Source organism: Mesorhizobium sp. M0174 (genome assembly GCF_040322275.1).
Taxonomy (GTDB): Bacteria; Pseudomonadota; Alphaproteobacteria; order Rhizobiales; family Rhizobiaceae; genus Mesorhizobium.
Map to the genome: position 1 here is coordinate 1 of NZ_JAMYTB010000061.1, position 1,678 is coordinate 1,678.

The 1,678-nt window shown below is 61.0% G+C and carries 1 protein-coding gene; it reads left to right on the forward strand.

The features are described from left to right. The first annotated feature begins 85 nt into the window (after window positions 1–85). Entirely contained in the window at window positions 86–1,669 is a 1,584-nt protein-coding gene (locus NKJ13_RS31470) for an integrase catalytic domain-containing protein (RefSeq protein WP_352779563.1), read from the forward strand. The last annotated feature ends 9 nt before the right edge of the window (window positions 1,670–1,678 follow it).

Consider the following 1,678-nt stretch of genomic DNA (forward strand, 5'->3'; position numbering starts at 1 on the left):
CGCATTGCCTCAAGCAAAATGTTACCAATAGTGTCGCTGTTCCGAATGGGATGGTCAGGTGTTGTCATCCCGATTCGGAGGATGGATGGCAAGGCGGATCAGCATGGCGACACGGTCGGAATTGGTGGAAGCAATTGTCGAGCGGTATCGATCGGGGAGCCGAAGCGATAAGCGCCTCATCCTCGATGAGTTCGTCGCGGTGACCGGTTATCATCGCAAGCATGCGATCCGAGTGCTCCGTCAACGCGCGTCGAAGATACCTGGCAACAAGAGGCACAGCCTTCGCTATGGCGGCGATGTTCGCGAAGCGCTCGTGGTGTTGTGGGAGGCATCGGAGCGGCTGTGTTCCAAACGGCTGCGGCCGTTGATACCTGTCTTGCTGCCAGCGCTTGAACGGCATGGCCGGCTGGAGCTCGATGCCGCGCTCCGCGGCAAGCTGCTGACAATGAGCCCGGCGACGATAGATCGGCTTTTGGCGGAGGTACGTGTTGTGGCTCGCGGCGGCCAGCGCCGGCGAGCAGGAATGAGTTCGGCGGTTCGCCGATCGGTGCCGGTGCGCACCTTCGGGGACTGGAATGATCCGCCGCCCGGTTACGTCGAGGTCGATTTCGTGGCGCATTCCGGCACATCTTCGTCCGGCAGCTTTGTGCAGACGATGGTGTTGACCGATATTGCCACGGGGTGGACTGAATGCGTTCCGGTCCGCACGCGCGACAGCGGCAATGTGATTGTGGCGATCAAGCAGGCCCGCTCGTTCTTTCCCTTCCCCCTGCTCGGCGTAGATTTCGACAACGACAGCGCCTTCATGAACGAGTTCGTCGTCTCCTGGTGCCGCAGTGAGGAACTGGAAGTGACGCGCTCGCGCGCCTATCGAAAGAATGACCAGGCGCATGTGGAGCAGAAGAATGGCGCCATCGTGCGTCGCCTGGTGGGGTATGGTCGGTTTGTCGGCGCGGAGGCGACGGCCGCGCTTGGTAAACTTTATGCTGTCGTGCGGCTTTACGGCAATCTGTTCCAACCGTCATTCAAGCTTCAGGAGAAGACGCGGATCGGCGCTCGTGTGATCAAGCGCTATCATCCGCCAGTTCCGCCTGCGGCCCGTGTCCTTGCACATCCGGGTGTGGCCGAGGCCGACAAGCAGCGGCTCCAGGCGATGATGGAAACCGCCGATCCCGTGCTGCTGTTTGCTGGCATCCGCGCCGCGCAGGAGGAGCTTGGGCGGCGGGTCGATCGTCGTGGCCTGAATACGAAGATTGAGGAGCCGGCCGTTATCGATCTCCAGCGCTTCGCCGCGAATCTGAAGACGGCCTGGAAGAGTGGCGAGACCCGACCAACGCATCGGCGGCCGTATCGGCGGACCAAACCCTATCCGAAGAGACCCAGCATGTACGAGCCGTTCGAGGCGCAGATCAAGGGATGGCTCGAGGAAGAGCTGGCGCTCTCGGCAGCAAGTGTGTTGCAACGCCTGACAAAGATCGACCCCTCGCGCTTCAAGGAAAATAACCTGAGAATGGTGCAACGGCTTGTGAAGGTCTGGCGCATGGAAATGGCTGGGCTGATCATCCTCGATGGCGGTTGGATGAAGAGCTGGCCGCTATCTCCCTCCGCCGCGACGGATGGAGAAAGGGCCCATGTCGGCCCTATCGCGTTCGGTAACATTCCTCGGTGAGGCAATAGG